Here is an 18,031-nt window from a genome sequence, read left to right on the forward strand (position 1 = left end):
TTAGGTTTCCTCCTTCCACGGAAGCAGGCGCGGTTCAGGGTCCAGAATGGACTCATACTGCGCCGGATTGCCCCATTCTCCATGCGGATCAATACGTTTGTAACGCAAGTACTTGCGCACCCGGTCTTCCAGACTGCCAGCCCAGCCGAGATGCTGTACTTTCAGTTCCGTACATACGCCTGACAATACGGTGCAGGACACGGGGAGACGAGGAACATGATGATTCTGCTGCGGGTAGAAGTAAGGATAGCCTGGCATATAACGAACAAGTGAAGCCGTATGGCGTTTGTGCATCGACCAGAGTTCATCCTCCCGATAATGAGTTCGGCCGCCCCACATATCGTAGAAACGAAAGGCAAACCAGTCTGCATAGTCCTGATTAATGAGTTTGCGCATCGCCTGTTTCGCTTCGGTGCTGTATAGTTCATCGGCATCGACCGAGAGAAGCCAGTCCGGGCCGGTACTAACGGCTGCTTGCCACAGGGTATTGCGAAGGCGCCATTCCTCGGCAAATAGCGGCTTTTCCAAAACTTCCAGGCGTGCTACCTTTGGAAAGGCTCTGCATATATCCGGCGTTCCATCCGTACTGGCATCATCGACAATGACGATCTCGTCCACGAATTCGCTCAGAGACTGTAGCACTTCCTCCAGATACCGTCCTTGTTCATTACGAACCTGAAGCATGGCTGTCAGCTTGTTGTTTTTACTTTTGCGTACCCGCCGTATGGCGGAGAATTCTTGGGATGCCTCCTTTTCAACATTCCGGTTGGCAGAAGGGTTTGGTTCGTTCTCCAGCGGCATCCGATCCGGTTCGACCGCAACGGCTGTACGATCCTCCACGGCTGCTTGTTGTTTTGTTGTCTGCGCCTGAAGTGAATCATGCATGATCGGTCTGCTCCCGGGGACTCTACGTTTTTTCGGGTCTATCATTAAAGCACCTCCCCGAGCAGTTGCTGTACGGCATGATCCAGCAGTTCCAGTTCTATAATCCGGGCGAGCACATTTTCATCCTCCACAGCCGCCTCCAGAAACTGCCTCACTGCACCGTGGCGCTCTCCTCGAAGAGCCAGTGCTGTCCCGGATAATTGCCGATATTGCAGAAGACTGGCTCCGTCCTGAATGTCGATGGCATGAACCAGGGTGAGTGCAGCCTCTACACGCTCTGTTTCCTGGTAGATGCGGAATTTCCAGTGCCTTGCCGTTTCCCCGCCAAGCTCATCCAGAATACGAATAGCACTGCCATAATCGTCATTGATGCGAAGCAGTTCCGCCCGGACCAACTGCTCCTCTCCTGCCTCAAGCCAGCGACATAATTGTTCATAGTGATGGCGTTCCTGCTCGTCACGTGCACTGATGCCAAACACCTGTAGAGCTTCCTCAATCTGACCTGACCTCGCATGGATGGCGGAGAGGAAACGGTAATGGGACACAACACAATCCTGCCTTCCGTTGATGGCAGCGTGTGTGAAGGCTTCCTTAAGCGAAGCGGCGGCACGGGAATCCTCTAGCAAATACTCATAAGCTGAGAGAAGAAACGAGATTGTTTCATGAGCGCCTGTTTTTGTCCGAAGCTGTCTGTAATAGTCGGCTCGCACATGGCATTGTAGCATGGTGATGTGCTCTGGCCTGCCTGCTAGCACCTGCTGGAGTGCATGCATGAAAAACAGCTCATAGTCCCGCACTGGAATACGTGTGCCATCATGATGGATATAACCAGCAGGAGAAGCGTCTTCTCCTCCTAGCCAGATGGCACGGGTACCTTGAAAGAGCAATTTCATGTACCGGGTTTCCGAAGAGGTGCCCACCAGATCGGCAATGCCGACAAGCCTGGAGATACTGCTCTCCCAGAGCGGAGAGGCTGCTTCATCCCCTACAGGTTCAGGCAATAGTGCAATGCATACTTCCGGCTGAAGTGGAGCCACAGTCATAAGCCAATAAGGGTGCGCGACCACAGCAGCGGTGTGTGGCTCCCGTATTCTTTTCTCCGCCTCCGAAAGGGGGATCACTTGGATGGCATTTGGGAGTTCCTCCTCTTCAGCCGTGCGGCTGCTGACATAATAGAGGGTTCCTTGTTCTGCTGCGAGCAGAGCCGCGATGTCGGGATAGGGAAAAGAAGACCAGCCCCCTTTTCGCGGAAAAAGCACATATTGAACTGTAGCATCTGTGGACAAGAACCGTTCAGATGTTGCCTTTTCCCATTTATCCGTAGGGTTCGATTCCGGTTTCGGATCATCTGTTAATGGTTCGGAGTGTTCCACTGTAACTCACCTCACTTGAATAGGCCTAGGCCGATTCTCTTATGTAAAAGCCGTGCAGAACTTCGCATCATCCGTCTGACACTAACATATGGGCATTTGTCTCCAAACATGAACAACTTCCATGAATACATAGAGAAGTCCAGGTCAAACAGGCAACGTACAAGCACAATAAATAGGCTTAATTTTATCTATTGTGTGACCGAGGTCACTTTTTTTGCTTCTGGGGGACGGGGTTGTGATAATTATCACATGTGAAAAATAGGTAATCTGGCACAATACGTTCAACAACGTATTTGGAGGACAGACAGCGAAGATACCCGCTTCAAAGCCATTTACGTATCTTGCCAAAGCGAACAGAAAGAAGGGGTAAAGGTATGGATCCGATTATGTTATCGCGTATCCAGTATGCACTTACAACGATTTTCCACTTTTTCTTCGTACCGCTATCGATCGGCCTTGTGCTGCTGGTTGCGATTATGGAGACGTTGTATGTCATGAAGGGGAAAGAGATTTACAAAACGATGGCCAAGTTCTGGGGCAAGCTGTTCCTGATTAACTTTGCTGTCGGGGTGGTCACCGGTATTCTGCAAGAGTTCCAGTTCGGTATGAACTGGTCGGAGTATTCCCGCTTTGTCGGTGATGTCTTCGGTGCACCGCTGGCGATCGAGGCTTTGCTGGCATTTTTCATGGAATCCACATTTATCGGTTTATGGATATTCGGCTGGGATCGGTTGTCCAAAAAAGTGCATCTGGCCTGCATCTGGCTCGTATTTGCCGGTACATTCCTGTCAGCAGTGTGGATTCTGGCAGCGAACTCGTTTATGCAGCATCCCGTTGGATTCGCCATCAATAATGGCCGGGCGGAGATGAATGACTTCTTTGCACTGCTTACGAATGGACAGTTTCTCGTTGAATTCCCGCATACGATTTTTGGTGCGTTAATGACGGGAGCATTTGTGGTGACGGGCATTAGTGCTTACAAGTTGATGAGAAAACAAGACGTGGAAGTGTTCCGCAGATCCTTCAACATTGCTGTTATTATCGGTCTCGTATCCTCACTGGGTGTAGCCTTCTCCGGGCATTTCCAGGCACAATATCTGGTGGAAACGCAGCCGATGAAGATGGCCGCAAGTGAAGGTACATGGACGACAACAGAAGATCCGGCACCGTGGACGGTTATTGCCTCCATTGACCCGGATAAACAGGAGAACTCCGGAGAGATCAAAATTCCTGGATTACTCAGCTACCTCTCCTATAGTAAATTCTCAGGTAGTGTCAAAGGCATGAAAGAACTGAATGCCGAGTATCAGCAGACGTACGGGCCTGGAAATTATATTCCGCCAGTACGAACTACATTCTGGAGCTTCCGTGTCATGATTGCTGCGGGCGGACTGATGATTCTGCTCGCGATGTATGGTACATATCTGGCTTGGCGCAAGAAACTGGAAGTGGCTAAACCATGGTTTATGCGTCTGATGGTCTTTGCGATTTCCCTGCCGTTTATTGCGAATTCAGCAGGATGGATTATGACCGAGGTCGGCAGACAGCCATGGACGGTGTTCGGGTATATGACGACCGAAGCAGGTGTGTCCCCGAATGTATCAGCAGGTATGATTTTATTCTCCACGATTGCTTTTACTGCGGCATATACCGTTCTGGGCATCGTGATGGTGTTCCTGTTTGTACGCAAAATCAAAGCAGGACCGTATGCCGTCGATAAGTCCGAAGAGCATGATGAGCCGGTCGATCCGTTTGGCGTAGATGGGGGGTATTCCGTTGTTACTAAGTGAGCTGTGGTTTGTACTGATCGCCGTATTGTTTATCGGATTTTTCTTTCTTGAAGGTTTCGACTTCGGAGTAGGCATGTCAACGGGTCTGATTGCCAAAACAGATCGTGAACGCCGTACGTTAATTAACTCGATTGGCCCGTTTTGGGATGGAAACGAGGTCTGGCTGCTGACCGCAGGCGGTGCCATGTTTGCAGCCTTCCCGCACTGGTACGCAACACTGTTCAGCGGATTCTATCTGCCGCTTGTTGTTGTGTTGCTGTTGTTGATCGGACGCGGAGTTGCCTTTGAGTTCCGCAGTAAAATGAAACAGCAGCGGTGGCGTAGAACGTGGGACATCATTATTGTGGTGGCAAGTGCTTTGCTGCCATTCCTGTTTGGGGTTGTTTTTGCAACCTTGATGAAGGGCCTGCCTATTGATGAGAACATGCAGATGCATGCCGGCTTCCTGGATATTGTGAATCCATACACCGTCGTAGGCGGCTTGAGTGTAACGTTATTGTGCCTGGTTCACGGGCTGTTATTTGTTTCCCTGCGTACCGTAGGTGAATTGAGAGAACGGGCACTTCAACTGGCGAAAAAGGTAATGATGCCGCTAGTCGTAGTCCTTGCGATATATGCAATATTGACCTATCTGATGACCGATGTGTTTACCGTTCGCGGCTGGGCGCTCTGGATTATGGCTCTGCTTGGTACTGCAGGTCTGGCTCTTGCGGCTTACTTCATTCGTCAGCAACGCGAAGGCTGGGCTTTTGGGATGACGGGGGCAGTTATTGCGATTGCCTTTGCCTCCGTATTTATTGGGCTATTCCCGCGAGTTATGGTGAGTTCGATTAATTCAGCATTTGATCTGACGGTCTATAATGCAGCATCAGGGCCATATTCATTAAAAGTGATGACTATTGTTGCCTGTACCTTGCTGCCATTTGTACTCGGATATCAGATCTGGAGTTATTATATTTTCCGCAAACGTCTGAACGAGCAGCACCACCTGGAGTACTGAGATGGGACGCGGGCTAATGAAGCTGCCGGGCATCCGGCCAGTACTCGCACTGGCATCAGCGCTGGTACTGCTGCAGGCGATGACGATTATGTTGCAGGCCAAATGGCTGGCACAGGCCATTACGGCCTTGTTTGAAGGTGCCACAGTTTCGTCGCAGTATCCGGTACTGTTGCTGTTTTTGGCTGCTTTTGCCGCCCGCTATGCCCTGTCATTCTGGTTGCAACTTGTTACTACACGGTATGCGGAGAGAACAGGAACCGATCTGCGTAGACAGATGACGGAACAGTGGTTCCGGCTCGGACCGCGTTACGCCAAGACGGAGGGTACAGGACATCTGGTGACGCTGGCACGCGAAGGCATTTCTCAATACAAGACGTATCTGGAGCTGTTTATTCCGCGTATGCTGGGCATGGGATTTACACCTGTTGTCATCCTCTTCTATATGTTCAAACTGGATACCATGTCCGGTGTAATATTGATGCTGACACTACCGATTCTGATCCTATTTATGATCCTGATCGGTCTGGCGACCCAGCGTAAGATGGATGGACAATTCAAGTCCTACAAAGCGCTTGCGAATCATTTTGTCGATACGCTGCGTGGGTTGGAAACCTTAAAAACACTGGGGCAAAGCAAAACACACGAAGGCTCCATCATGAGAGTAAGCCAAAGATACCGAAAAGCAACGATGTCCACACTACGCATGGCCTTTTTATCCTCGTTTGCGCTGGATTTCTTCACCATGTTATCAGTAGCATCGGTTGCAGTAGGCCTTGGACTCCGGCTGACAGAAGGGCATATGACGCTTTTTCCTGCCCTGACGGTACTGATTCTGGCACCGGAATACTTTCTGCCGGTACGTATGTTGGGTGCAGATTACCACGCGACATTAGATGGCAAGGAAGCCGGGGAAGCAATTAATAAAGTGATTGAACGAGGCAGAGCCGCAGAACAGCGTCAGCATCAAGCCTATGCAGGGATGGTTGAACGAACGGAAGGGTTGGACGGATATAAGAATGGTAGTGTAAGAGGCGTAAGCGAGGCGGAATCAGGACCAACCTCGCCCGATTTACAACAATCTCTTGATACGCCGATGCCTTCTCAGCCCCATACATCGGTGTCCTCTTCGCAGCTGCGCGTCGTATTTAACCGGGACAAACATGGCTTAAATCCGGTGGCACCGGTCTCAAAATCCTTTACAATATCTTACTCATCAGCTTCAGTTCATGGCGCAGACTCTAGTCCCCCAGGCTACCTGAGCTACAACTACGGTGATGATTCCGTATCCTTGTTCTCATGGGGAGAGCATGGCCGGTTAGCACTGACGGGTATTCAGGTTCAACATGAAGCAGAGGGTCCTTATTCCATTCGGGATGTGACGTTTCAGCTAAAGGGTTTTGATAGAATTGGGATCATTGGTGCCAGCGGAGCCGGGAAATCAACACTTATCGATGTTCTCGCAGGTTTCCAGCTTCCAACAGCCGGACAAGTGCTGGTCGATGGACAGCATCTGACCCTGCAACGACTTGAGGCTTGGCGTAGCCAGACAGCTGCGATCCCGCAGCATCCGTATATTTTCAGTGGCTCGATTGCGGATAATATTCGTTTTTATGTACCGGAGGCATCTGACGCAGAGGTGGCTCAAGCTGCACAAGTAGCGGGGCTAACGAAGCTTTTGTCGTCTTTGCCAGGCGGGTTGCATGAACAGATTGGTGCGGGAGGCAGGCAGCTTAGCGGTGGTCAGGAACAACGCGTGGCACTGGCAAGAGCTTTGCTGAGTGAACGCAGTGTGCTATTGCTTGATGAACCTACGGCACACTTGGACGTGGAGACCGAGTATGAGTTAAAGCAGACCATGCTGCCGTTGTTTGAAGGTAAACTTGTCTTTCTGGCGACTCATCGTCTGCACTGGATGCCGCATATGGATCGGATCATCGTTATGGATCACGGCACGGTAGCGGAGATAGGCACACATCAGGAATTGATTGCACGAAAAGGTGTATATTATCACATGATTCAGGCGCAGATGGAGGCGATATGAGATGAAATCCGGACATCCAGGAACAGAGGCTGAACACAGCGGTGATCAACAAAAAAATAGCTGGATCACTCCATACGCGGCACAGTACCGCTGGCGATTCATCGGTGCAATTGCACTAGGCACATGTGCGGCTCTCTGTGCCGTGATGCTGCTTTTCACCTCCGGATATCTGATCTCGAAGTCTGCGCTGCGTCCTGAAAACATTTTGATGGTGTATGTTCCGATTGTGGGTGTGCGTGCTTTTGGGATCTTCCGGGCAGTGTTCCGTTACGCCGAACGATTGGCAGGACATGATGCCGTCTTGCGTGTGCTGGCAGATCAGCGGGTGAAGCTGTATCGTATTTTGGAGCCGCAGGCTTTATTACTGCGTTCACGGATGCAAACCGGTGATGTGCTCGGTGCCCTTGCCGATGATGTGGAACGCCTACAGGATATTTATCTGCGCACCGTATTCCCGGCGGTTACTGCGCTTGTGATCTATGCGGCGGCTGTCCTGGCTTTTGGTAGTGTAGATCCGATGTTTGCGCTATGGGCAGCACTCTATATGCTGTTCATCGCTCTGGTACTTCCTGCAATTTCACTGAAGATTACCTGGAGATGGCGTGTACAGCTCAAAAGAGAGAATAGTAAGTTATACACACGCCTGACCGACGGTGTACTTGGACTTGGTGACTGGATTGCCAGTGGCAGAGCCGCAGCCTTTGTGCAGTGGCAAGAAGAGGACGAAGAGTATGCTGATCAGATTCGGCGCAGGTTGCGGAGCTGGAGCCGCTGGCGGGACTTTATTGCCCAATGTGTCATTGGGCTGATGGTGGTTTCGGTAACCCTGTGGGCAGGACAAGCGGCATCTGCTGCTCAGCTACCTGCAGTGATGATCGCGGCATTTGTCCTCGTTCTGTTCCCGCTTACAGAATCACTGCTGCCTGTTAACGATGCACTTGCTCATATACCAGATTACCGTGAATCGCTAGAGCGATTAAACAAACTGGAAGAGCCGGGGGAAAAAGGTTTTCAAGCAAAGCAACATCAAGAGAAGGGGCGTCAGGAGAAGCAGTACCAAGAGGCTGACCTGCATAAGGGAAGGCTGCCTGCTTCAGTTGCAAATACGTCGGATGACGGAGTAGCTCGAGTTGATGGAGTGGGCGCTGCTGATGGACGAATCCGCCTGCGGATTCCACCGAAGCTGCGTGCGGATATTACCATCGAGCAAGTAAGTTATCGATATGAAGCAGAGGCAGAGTACGCTGTTCAAGATATCTCCTTACATCTGCCGCAGGGTAAACGTCTGGCCATTCTCGGGCGCAGTGGCGGTGGCAAATCAACACTGTTGAAGCTCATCCAGGGTGTATTGTCTCCCTCTTCTGGCAAGATTTTAATCAATGATCTGCCTGTGAAGATGCTTGGCGAGAGTGTAACCGAAGTGGTGGCTGTGCTCAATCAGAGCCCACATCTGTTCGACACTACGGTTGCGGGCAATCTGCGGATTGGTCGTCCGGATGCGACAGATGAGGAGATTCGGCAGGTAGCTGCCCAGGTCGGTTTGGCGGATCTGATCGAGTCTTTGCCGCAGGGGTATAACACCCCGATGCTGGAGACGGGACTGCGTTTCTCGGGCGGAGAGCGCCAGCGAATTGCGCTGGCTCGGGTGCTGCTACGGAAGACACCTGTTGTTATCTTTGATGAACCGACCGTGGGGTTAGATCCTGTGACAGAACGCGAACTGATGCACACCATACTGGACAGCCTGCAAGGCAAAACCTTGATCTGGGTCACCCACCATCTGATTGGTGCGGAGAAGATGGACGAGATTGTGTTTGTGGAAAATGGAAACATCGTCATGCAGGGTTCTCACGAACAGCTGCTGGCTCGGGAAGAGCGGTATCGCCGACTCCTTGAACTGGATCGGCCCGGATGGCTGGACAGACAGCGCAAGACCCCGCTGCCCCCTGTCGCTTCCAAATAAGTTACGGTTTCGGCAGACCGTGACTATACATGAGTGGACCTCGTGATCCTACAAGTCCTGAGGATGATCGGGAAGCAGTGATAGAGCAAGAAGTTATAGGCAAAAAGACGAAGTGGGCACAGCCCAGCTTCGTCTTTTTGGTGTCTGCCGATAGTCTGCCGATAGTCTGCCGATAGTCTGCCGATAGTCTGCCGATAGTCTGCCGATAGTCTGCCGATAGTCTGCCGATAGTCTGCCGATAGTCTGCCGATAGTCTGCCGATAGTTTGTGCTTGCCAATGTAGATCTCATCATGTACTGACTGTCAGGCACTACACGTCTAAGTACTGCTTGGCGACAATGGACAAGACACTTACTTTCCTTAGAATATGAAAGTATTGTCGAATACTGCCCATCCCCCTCCCGCGGTGAGCTGCCCATTGTCTCCTTGGTTACAATCCGGCTAACGATCTCAGATGACGCTATTGGGCGCATTTTAACATATTTCGAATTCTAACGATCATGAGGAACGCTATTTGCTCATTTTTGCCCCATAATAGCCGTAAACGAGCCATTTAGCTTCAAATAGCGTCGCTGGTGATCGTTAGAATTTTTACCGATGCAAAATGGGGCAAATAAGGCTTCTGGTGATCGTTAGAGTATGGATGGGGGGGAGAGAGTTAGAGCGCCTACTTCTTACATAGCTCAACACTTGCCTAGCCCAAAGAATGATGTTCCTAAGCCCTAGCGCTCTCAAATTACAATGTTACTCAACTTGAATAACGCTAAACCTGGCCCTGCGCCCAGCCCTCTTCACAACGCCACATTTACTGATAAGCCAGCAGAGTGCCGCAAGAGCGACGAAGTACCAGTTCCGGCTCTACTTTAATGCAGCGATTGTCCATCTGTTTGTTCATCAGGTCGAACAGGATCATTGCCGCAAGACGTCCGATTTTATCGGTATCCTGCTTAACGGTTGTGAGTGGCGGATCGCTGTAACGGCAGGCTTCGATGTCATCACATCCCGCAACAGCAATGTCCTCGGGAACACGGAGTCCAGCTTCCTTGAAGGCTCGTACTGCTCCGAATGCGAGCAAGTCTGTAGCAGCAAATACAGCTCGTGGCAAAACGTCCGCTTTTAGTAGCTGTTTGGCTGCCTCATACCCGTCGGTTGCAGCATAATCTTTGCTGTATACCAACCATTCCGGTTTCTCTTCTAGACTAAACTGCTTTAGGGATTGTTTAAACGCTTTTTCCCGCTGCTGCATCACGAGGGAGGCACGCTGGAGTCCGATAAATCCGAGATCTCGGTACCCATTCATGTAAAACTGCTCCACCACTTTGGTGGAGATTTTCTCGTTATCCGACATGATGTAACAAGAGTTCTGTCCCGTCAGTTCGATATCTATTCCGATACATGGAATGGGGCTGGCATCAAGGTCGGATACGCTGCTCTCCACCTCATCCCCCGCAATAATAATACAACCATCCACTTGAAAGTATTTGGAACGTGCCAGGTAGTCCTCACCCTGATCAAGAAACTTTTCATTCGAAAAGAAAAGCAAATCATATCCTAACAGACCGATCTGTTTCTTAAAGGCATTAATGACCTCTACAAAGAAAGGGTGACTGAAATCCACGTTCAGCTTCCCTGCAAATACAACACCCACCAGGTTGGATTTTTTGGTCGCCAGCGTTTTGGCTGAAGATGAGGGGCGATAACCTGTCTCCTCCATAATCTTAAGCACACGTTGGCGTGTCTCCTCGCCAATGTCAGGGTAGTTGTTAATAATTTTGGACACCGTTGCAACAGACACGCCGGCCAAACGAGCTATCGTTTTGATATTCATATACATCCCTCAAATCCTAAACTAGTTTCGTAGATTGTGGCTGTGTCTTTTTACGCTTACTAGCCAACATTCTATGCCACAACACCTATGGAGTCAATAACAGAAAGGGCGATACTCGGGGTGATTATGATATGTGTGGATATTTTTAAAGATTTTCTTACTCAAACAACGAAAATATCAAGCAGTTTTAGTAGATTGAGTCCACATTTCAGAGAATACATGCCCGATTTAACTAGATTTACAGGAAGAGTCGATGTGGGAAACCACAGTACAACGAATAGGTGTTTCGTAAAATGAGGTTCGTATTCACTTTGGAAATGTTGGTAAACCCCAGACCTGGTGCGGTTTCCACCTAATAATTTGTAAAATTTCAAATAAACTATTTACAAAATTATCAGGTGAAGTCATAATGAGGGTGTGATTAACGAAACTGATTTCGTAAATTCGTAAATTAATCTTGAATGGCTGGGGGAAAGTGATATGAAGAGAAAGATTTTATCTATTACACTTGTAACCGCTTTAATGTTTGTGCTTGCAGCTTGCGGTAACGGTTCTACCGATTCCGATGGAAAAGCCTCTACAGATGGAAACAAAAAAGTGACGTTAAAGATTATTCACTGGCAACAAGAGAATATCAACAATTACATCAAAGAATTCAATACCAAATTTGAAGCGAAATATCCGGACGTGAAGGTTGAGTACACTACAGTTCCGGCAGATGCAACGTACGATCAGTTGATGCAAACGCGGATGAACGCCGGAAATACGGGCGATGTAGATATCATTCCGCTCAAGTCGAGCTTTGTTGGTGCTCCGCAAGACTGGTCCAAAGGCGCGGCCGATCCGATGTGGAAGCAGTGGATCGATGCAGGGCTGATCAGTGACTTGTCGGGTCAGGCTTTTATCAAAAATTACAACGAAGTTGATGTGCAAAACGCGATGACGTACAACGACAAAGTGTACGGTGTCAACATGGGTAAAGTGGCATTCACAGGCCTGTTCTACAATAAGGACCTCTTTGCCAAGTACAATTTGCAAGTGCCCACCACGTGGGATGAAATGCAAAACGTCATCAAAGTATTCAAAGATAACGGCGTAGAAGCACTGGGCTTCGCAGGTAAAGATGTTTGGCCGATTGGTCTTGCGGTGCAAGGACTTCAAGCCTCCATTCATGACGACCAGCTGAGCTACATCAAAGGTCTGTGGACAGGACAAACGAAGCTGACTGATCCGGTGCAGATCGAAGTATTACAGAAAGCTCAAACGTTGATGAACAGTGCCATGCCTGGTTTCATGGGGATTGACTATGGAACACTGCCAAGTCTGTTTGCCACAGGCAAGGTGGCGATGATTGCTGACGGTACATGGGATGCTACGACGATTCAAGCGGCTAACCCGGATCTGAAATTTGGTTATTTCCCGATTCCGGGCAGCAACGATGCAGCGAAGAACAAAGACTTGGCCGGTAAATACGATATGACCTGGATGGTTGTAGACAAATCACCGAACAAGGATTATGCATTGAAATGGCTTGAAATGCTGTCGGAGAAAGGGAACTATACGGATTTTGTCAATGCAGCCGGATTCCTTCCGACGCAGCCTGATGTGGAGATCAAGAGTGAGTTTATCAAAGACATTCAGCCATACCTGGAAAACTTCAAGCTTTCGTGGGATCAGCTGTTCATTAATCGTCAGAACGTAGGACAGTATATCGCCGAGTCCAGTGTTCACGCTGAGATGCTCAAACCAGCCGGCCCAATTGCAACACCGGAGGAACTGGCAAGCAAATCACAAGCAGACTGGGATGCAGCGGCTCCAAAATAACGGAGACCCCATGCTTGATCATTAATGTTGTTTCCGGACTATCGATCTAAGCTTCTCATACAGCTTGCGATGATCTGGAAATGCAGTAGTCTGTTCTAAAATAACATGAAGCCCTGCTTTATGATGCAAGCTGTAACATAAACCGGAATAGCGCTTGGGGTCAGAGCCTTCAGGCCAGCCCATATCAAGTCAAGCTGTTATTCCGGTTTTTTCTTATGTTGTACCTGTTTACTTCTTTTAGTTTTGACCACTTGGTTTGGTTTTACCCGATGAAAGGTGTGAGGACGATGTATCCGTTTGGGAAAGGGAAGGCACGGCTGATTCCTTATCTGTATTTGAGCATTCCGCTGCTGCTTTATGTCGTATTTGGCTTTGGCCCATCACTCGTGACCGTACTATTTTCGTTTACGGATGCGACAGGTGTGCGTGGACAGGAATGGAGCTTTATCGGTTTTGAAAATTATAAAACCTTCTTTGGTGCATCCAATGCAGGAGATCGGCTGGACGCGATCGGGCGATCCTTATATTTTGCGTTTGCTGTAGTCATCATCCAAAACGCAGTGGGTCTGTTCATGGCCATTCTGATTAACAAAAAGCTTCGAGGCGACAAGCTGTATCGTGCGGTGTTCTTTTTGCCCGTCGTGCTTGGTGTAACGGTGTCCGGATTGATCTGGCAGCTCGTAGCGAATCCGCTCGGCGGACCTGCGCAGTCGCTTCTGAATTTCTTTGGCACGAGCTCGAACTTTTTCGGGGATTATAATATTGCCTTCGAGCTGATTATTTTCGTGCAAATCTGGATGTACATGGGATACTCCATGACCATCTTCCTTGCAGGCTTGCAGACGATTCCGAGTGATCTGTACGAGGCGGCTTATATGGATGGTGCATCGGGCTGGAAAGCATTCACCAACATTACGTTCCCAATGATCGCTCCTGCGTTTACTGTAAATATGCTATTGTCCATCATCGGCGCATTGCAAACCTTTGACATTATCTACGTCCTCACTGGCGGTAAATTTAATACAACAACACTGGCGTTTGACGTTTATGCAACAGCGTTTGGCAGTGGTTCAGCCGATTATGGTCTGGCTTCTGCGGTAGCGATGATTCAGTTCCTGTTTGTATTTACGATCTCGATGATCGCTTTGTTCTATCTTCGCAAAAGAGAGGTGGAAGTATAATGAAGCAGAGCAGAACGTCAAGAACGATCAGTTACATCATTGTGCTGCTGATGCTTGCGCTATACGTCTTCCCTCTGTTCTACCTGTTTAATGTATCAATGAAAACACAGACAGAGTATTTGCTGAATCCCGTAGCACTTACGGAAGGCATCCGGCTGGAAAACTTTGCTGAAGCATGGACAAAGGGCAGTTTCTCGCAGTATATGTGGAACAGCGTGCTGTACACGGGCATGTCCACGCTGCTGACCATCATTTTGTCTATATTTGCAGCCTTCCCGCTTGCTCGCAGATACGTGAAGTTCAGTACGTTTATTTATATTTTCTTTTTGATCTCGATGTATTTGCCGAATCCGTTGATCCCGCAGTTTTCTTTGATCAATCAACTGGGTCTGTATAATACGCAAACGGGTTATATTTTGCTAAAAACGACGGGCACGGGCATAGCATTCTTGATGTTTGTTGGTTATATCAAATCGGTATCGCGTGAGCTGGATGAGGCGGCTGCTATGGATGGGTGCGGGTACACCCGTTACTTGTTCACTATTCTTGTTCCGTTAATGAAGCCGATTCTCGCAACAGGCATTATTCTTACAGCCATCGGGGTATGGAATGATATTATTGGGCCAACGATTTATTTGTCTGATCCGAATTATCAGCCGGTGACCAAAGGGTTGTTTACCTTCTATGGGCAGTATATGAATAACTGGCCACTACTGGCGTGTGGTATTCTGATTGTGACATTACCACTGGTTGTGCTGTACGTTGCGTTGCAGCGTTTCATCGTTGGCGGTGCGATGGCTGGTGCGGTGAAATCATAGTTTTTGCGAATTGAAAAAAAGATAATCTCGATGTGTTCTTGATGTACTGATGTTGATGTAACAAGATATCGGATAACAAAAGAAAGCCACCCTCATTCAACATGAAGGTGGCTTCTTGTATTCCTATTGAATTACTCAATTGCATAGCTTGCATTGGAGGATACAATGATTTTCTTTTACATATCCACTAATAACAAAATAATGGAGGACAGACACAGACAGGTGCTGACCAGATAAAGCACGGCAACGACCTGTTTATGGTTCAGACCGGCACGCAGCAGGCGATAGTGAGCTTGGCTTGCATCGGCTTGGTAGATCGCTTTGCCTTGCAGGAAACGTTTGATCACAACAAAGATATTATCGAAAATCGGTACGCCCAGTGCTAGAATCGGAATGAAAATGGACAGCATCGTCGCTTGTTTGAATGCACCGTCAAGTGCGATAACCGCCAAAATAAATCCAAGGAACGTAGCGCCGGCATCGCCCATAAATACTTTGGCCGGAGCCTTGTTGTATTTTAGATAACCGAGTGTTACCCCGACCAATGTGATGGACATCAGCGCAGAATCGCTCTGGCCCTTCGTAATCGCTACAATAAACAGCGTGATGGCTGATATCGCAGATAAACCGCCAGCCAGTCCATCCATACCGTCCGAGAAGTTAATCACCGTGGTTACCCCAAAAATCCACAGGATCGTCAGAATGAATTGCAGCCAGATGGGCAACAACACATATTCCGCATTGAACGGATTCACGAAGCCGGTAAACGCAATGCCGGACGCAAAGACGAGCACTGCAGCCGAGACCTGAATAATCATTTTAGGTAGTGCGGGAAAATCTTTACCTTTGGTTTTGTACCAGTCATCAATCGTACCAATCGTCAGAAGAAGCATGCCGCCTGCAACCAGCGCAGCCGTTTCCCAAGTCAGTTCTTTCGTCAGAGCAATGTATGTCAGGAAAAATCCGGCAAATATCGCGTAGCTAGCGGTCAGTGGTATCGGTTGTCTGTGCAGCTTGCGCTCCACGTCTTCCCGGGGCTTGTCCACAAAATCCAACTTGTGCGCCAGTCGGCCCAGCGGCGGAATCAGCAGAACCACGACAGCAAAAGACAATATGAAAGCCAGTATGTATATCATAAACTCGCTTGGTTCACTCCCATCATCCCATTTCCTCTTATTATACGAGTTTTACCCGAAATCTGTCGATGTCAGTATTGTAACCTGGCGCTTCGATGCTCATGCGCGTCAGCTGTAATGTGGCAGGCAAAGTTTGCACATTCCCTTAAGGCAGATAGGGGCCGAAGTAATCAAGTACGTTTTCGGCATGATATCCATCATCGCCTTGCCAGGTTGCAGCAAAAACAAAGTCCCCTGAACCGCCTTTACGTTTCCTTGGCGTATCCCCGGGAACCAATATACCTGCGGCTGCCCAGATTTCCAGTAGGGTGTCCCGTTCCTGTTTGCTGGAGGGCAGGCAATCTTTCCACTTTTTCTCCAGAGATCGTGCGCTGTCTTTTGCATCTCCGGTCTGCGCGGTTTCCAGCAACCTGGCTAGGATCGTTCGGTCTTCCTCAGTCACTTCGTAGGGAGGAAGGTGATCGTTCCCAGTACTGGTACTGCGATTATCGTTGTAATCCTGAAGCAGTAACTCCAGATCCATCAGGCAGTAGAGTAGCCATCCATGACGCACACCGCCCCATTTCATCCGTTCAAAGTTCAGCACATTCAAATCCGCGTTAACATATTGTTTGTCCGATTGTAAACGAAGAAAGTTGCAATCCCCGCAGGAGCTTGTATTTGCATGTAAGGCCGGGCGTTCCCCGAATGTATGCAGAGGCATGTTTCGTGTCAAAGCCCAGCTGCATAATGCGCTTCGCAGATAAACCTTTTTGGTGGATAGACTGTGGAGAAATGCTGTAATAACTCGCTCTTTGAGTGCGGGATTCTGATGAATGTTGTGCAGGCGCTGTACAATCTCGTCATGTGTGATGGTGAGCGGATCGAACATCACTCCGTTGCTTTTGGCATATTCGAAGTCATCACCCGAAAAAGGGTCGCGGGGTGATTTCCAGCCGCCCCCTCCCCAGAATGTGTTCATTAGAATTTTGACTGCTTTTTTATCCATTAGAAGGAGCCTCCTGTCCTGATTCCAGTTATTCAATCGAGTGAGAGAAGTTGTAGATCTACTTGTTTTATAGATTTTTCAGTTCGTAACTCGGTGCGTGTCTCATACGGTTGTGTCCAGGATCATGGCGACAAGGCCGGGGAATCGCTCGTTGAGTTCATCCTTTCTAAGCGAATAAAAGTGGTGTTTGCCTTCGATGCGAGGCTGAATAATGCCTGCTTCACGCAGCATTTTAATATGGTGGGACAACGTTGATTTGGAGATATGGTCGACTTCAAAAGCCGAGCAGTTTTTCTCGCCCGAGCTGGCCAGGCAGTGTGCAATTTTCATGCGTATCGGGTCACCGAGTGCATTACAAACCGTGGTCAGACTCATCTCCGAAGCTGTAGGTATCGTTAAAGTTCTCATAAGATAGACGGTAGCATATTCGGCAACTTCTTTCAACGTTCGAAAAATTTCGAATTATATCTTGCGATTGGGCGTTGAAGTATGGTAAGGTTCTTTTTGCATCATATTGTTCGAAATTATTCGAATTGAAAAGGATATACTGTTTGAGATATTTTGCAATGAAATGTATAAGACAGCATGAAACTACAGGGGGCAATCGATAATGAATACAGCAACAGGAATCCACAACAGTACCGGTGCTATAAATACAGCAGTGAACATTACGATGTTAAATAACTACTTCCGATTATTTGATGCTTCACGCACAGACAAACGGGCTATGCAGGACTTGTTATCCCTGTTTACACTAGATGCCGAGATTGTGTTGAATGGCAACAGTCACACAGGGTTTGAGGGATTTATGAAGGCTTTCTACGAATACAACCAGGACATTAAACATATGTGGGATGCATGGGTACTCCAGCCTGACGGAAGTTATCAAACGAACTGGGCTGTGTGCGGACAAGCAGCAGACGGAACGGTGTATGCAAAGGTGGGCAAGGATATTGCACGTGTGAATGATGAGGGACAGATTATGTATCTGGAAAACGTGCAAGCAGACGAGAATGCATTTAGCAAATATAGCTCGTATGAGTGAATTTCATTCGTCAGAGCGCTATGACTCTTGAGGGTAAACATGGCTAAGTATTAAGGTCACTCATAAAAGTGAATTAAATATGTGAGAGTTATAATTTTGTGAGACATAAAGGTAATCTAAGTAAGACTTAAAGGTACGTAAGAGCTATAAATACGTGAG

The 18,031-nt window shown here is 48.5% G+C and carries 15 protein-coding genes; 8 read left to right on the top strand and 7 right to left on the bottom strand.

The annotated features are described in order from the left end of the window. Both ACUTVW_RS13835 and ACUTVW_RS13840 read right to left on the bottom strand, forming a co-directional pair. Complete coding sequence (locus ACUTVW_RS13835; RefSeq protein WP_445646336.1) at nt 1-930, bottom strand: glycosyltransferase; 930 nt, start codon at nt 928-930, stop codon at nt 1-3. After that, the gene (locus ACUTVW_RS13840) at nt 930-2,258 is read right to left on the bottom strand and encodes a hypothetical protein (protein WP_445646337.1); all 1,329 of its coding nucleotides are present in this window, start codon (nt 2,256-2,258) and stop codon (nt 930-932) included. Before ACUTVW_RS13840 ends, ACUTVW_RS13835 begins: the two co-directional genes overlap by 1 nt. Nucleotides 2,259-2,632: 374 nt before the next feature. Here ACUTVW_RS13840 and ACUTVW_RS13845 point away from each other — a divergent pair, with 374 nt between their 5' ends. Genes ACUTVW_RS13845 through ACUTVW_RS13860 form a run of 4 tightly spaced genes read left to right on the top strand, consistent with a single transcriptional unit; the run spans nt 2,633 to nt 9,052 of the window. Then, nucleotides 2,633-4,048, top strand: a complete 1,416-nt coding sequence (locus ACUTVW_RS13845) for a cytochrome ubiquinol oxidase subunit I (RefSeq protein WP_445646338.1) — start codon at nt 2,633-2,635, stop codon at nt 4,046-4,048. Continuing rightward, complete coding sequence (gene cydB / locus ACUTVW_RS13850) at nt 4,020-5,048, top strand: cytochrome d ubiquinol oxidase subunit II (RefSeq protein ID WP_445646339.1); 1,029 nt, start codon at nt 4,020-4,022, stop codon at nt 5,046-5,048. The genes ACUTVW_RS13845 and cydB overlap by 29 nt, the downstream gene beginning before the upstream one ends. Nucleotide 5,049: 1 nt before the next feature. Then, nucleotides 5,050-7,089, top strand: coding sequence for an ABC transporter ATP-binding protein/permease (locus tag ACUTVW_RS13855; RefSeq protein WP_445646340.1), 2,040 nt, complete (start codon nt 5,050-5,052; stop codon nt 7,087-7,089). Nucleotide 7,090: 1 nt separating this feature from the next. Next, nucleotides 7,091-9,052 carry an amino acid ABC transporter ATP-binding/permease protein gene (locus ACUTVW_RS13860; protein WP_445646341.1) on the top strand — a complete coding sequence of 654 codons (1,962 nt, stop codon included), beginning with the start codon at nt 7,091-7,093 and terminating at the stop codon, nt 9,050-9,052. Nucleotides 9,053-9,075: 23 nt separating this feature from the next. On the opposite strand, the gene ACUTVW_RS13865 is transcribed toward ACUTVW_RS13860, so the two are convergent. Further along, nucleotides 9,076-9,330 carry a hypothetical protein gene (locus ACUTVW_RS13865; protein ID WP_445646342.1) on the bottom strand — a complete coding sequence of 85 codons (255 nt, stop codon included), beginning with the start codon at nt 9,328-9,330 and terminating at the stop codon, nt 9,076-9,078. 527 nt (nt 9,331-9,857) lie between these two features. Beyond that, complete coding sequence (locus ACUTVW_RS13870) at nt 9,858-10,880, bottom strand: LacI family DNA-binding transcriptional regulator (protein ID WP_445646343.1); 1,023 nt, start codon at nt 10,878-10,880, stop codon at nt 9,858-9,860. Nucleotides 10,881-11,360: 480 nt separating this feature from the next. Between ACUTVW_RS13870 and ACUTVW_RS13875 the strand changes: the two genes are divergently transcribed. The 3 genes from ACUTVW_RS13875 (at nt 11,361) to ACUTVW_RS13885 (ending at nt 14,703) form a co-directional block, all read left to right on the top strand. Then, nucleotides 11,361-12,704 (top strand): ABC transporter substrate-binding protein, encoded by a 1,344-nt coding sequence (locus ACUTVW_RS13875; RefSeq protein ID WP_445646344.1) that lies wholly within the window; start codon nt 11,361-11,363, stop codon nt 12,702-12,704. Between the two features lie 287 nt (nt 12,705-12,991). Beyond that, entirely contained in the window at nt 12,992-13,885 is an 894-nt protein-coding gene (locus ACUTVW_RS13880) for a carbohydrate ABC transporter permease (protein ID WP_445646345.1), read from the top strand. Beyond that, complete coding sequence (locus ACUTVW_RS13885; protein WP_445646346.1) at nt 13,885-14,703, top strand: carbohydrate ABC transporter permease; 819 nt, start codon at nt 13,885-13,887, stop codon at nt 14,701-14,703. The genes ACUTVW_RS13880 and ACUTVW_RS13885 overlap by 1 nt, the downstream gene beginning before the upstream one ends. A 176-nt stretch (nt 14,704-14,879) precedes the next feature. Here the strand turns inward: ACUTVW_RS13885 and ACUTVW_RS13890 are convergent, their stop codons facing one another. From ACUTVW_RS13890 to ACUTVW_RS13900, 3 genes are all read right to left on the bottom strand, one after another. Then, nucleotides 14,880-15,839: an MraY family glycosyltransferase gene (locus ACUTVW_RS13890; protein ID WP_434748973.1), complete on the bottom strand. Its 960-nt coding sequence runs from the start codon at nt 15,837-15,839 to the stop codon at nt 14,880-14,882. 145 nt (nt 15,840-15,984) lie between these two features. Beyond that, a complete protein-coding gene (locus ACUTVW_RS13895) occupies nt 15,985-16,827 on the bottom strand; it encodes a hypothetical protein (protein ID WP_445646347.1) in 843 nt (280 codons plus the stop codon). Between the two features lie 102 nt (nt 16,828-16,929). Continuing rightward, nucleotides 16,930-17,235 carry an ArsR/SmtB family transcription factor gene (locus ACUTVW_RS13900; protein ID WP_445646348.1) on the bottom strand — a complete coding sequence of 102 codons (306 nt, stop codon included), beginning with the start codon at nt 17,233-17,235 and terminating at the stop codon, nt 16,930-16,932. 202 nt (nt 17,236-17,437) lie between these two features. Between ACUTVW_RS13900 and ACUTVW_RS13905 the strand changes: the two genes are divergently transcribed. Continuing rightward, nucleotides 17,438-17,872 (top strand): nuclear transport factor 2 family protein, encoded by a 435-nt coding sequence (locus tag ACUTVW_RS13905; protein WP_445646349.1) that lies wholly within the window; start codon nt 17,438-17,440, stop codon nt 17,870-17,872. The last annotated feature ends 159 nt before the right edge of the window (nt 17,873-18,031 follow it).

This window comes from Paenibacillus sp. TSA_86.1 (assembly GCF_052691815.1).